This window comes from Pseudomonas sp. KB_12, from assembly GCF_052114545.1.
Taxonomy (GTDB): domain Bacteria; phylum Pseudomonadota; class Gammaproteobacteria; order Pseudomonadales; family Pseudomonadaceae; genus Aquipseudomonas; species Aquipseudomonas brassicacearum.
This window is the reverse complement of record NZ_JBFREY010000109.1, coordinates 1-434: the sequence shown is the minus strand read 5'-3', so window position 1 is coordinate 434 and position 434 is coordinate 1. Positions and strand designations below refer to the sequence as shown.

At 63.4% G+C, this 434-nt stretch carries 1 protein-coding gene; it reads left to right on the top strand.

Annotation, left to right across the window (positions count from 1 at the left end; translation table 11 throughout):
• On the top strand, positions 1-434 hold a 434-nt coding region (locus tag AB4Z20_RS28080; protein WP_442091248.1), incomplete at both ends, for a hypothetical protein.

Below are 434 nucleotides of genomic sequence, written 5' to 3'. Positions count from 1 at the left end.
GGAGTCGCCTGGGCCAACTGACCGAAGAGATCCTGCCCGACGGCAGTCGCCGGTGTTTTTCCTACGACGCCCTGGGGCGTTTACTCAGCCGCCAGGACGAACACGGCGCGCTCACGCACTACCAATGGGATGCCGTCGGCCGCCTGCTGCAGGTGACCTTGCCCAACGGTGCCACCCGGACCTGGCGCTACAACGCCTACGGCAAGGTCACCGCCGAATGCGATGAACAAGGGCGGGTCACCCGCTACGAATACGCCGACGACTTGCACCTGGTCAGCCGTCGCCTGAACCCCGACGGCAGCGAGCTGAAGTACCGCTACGACTCGGCGCGGCTGTTGCTGACCGAAATCGAAAACGAATCCGGCGAAAAATATCAGCTGGACTACACGCCCAACGGTTTGATCCGACAGCAAGTCGGCTTCGACGGCCAGCCA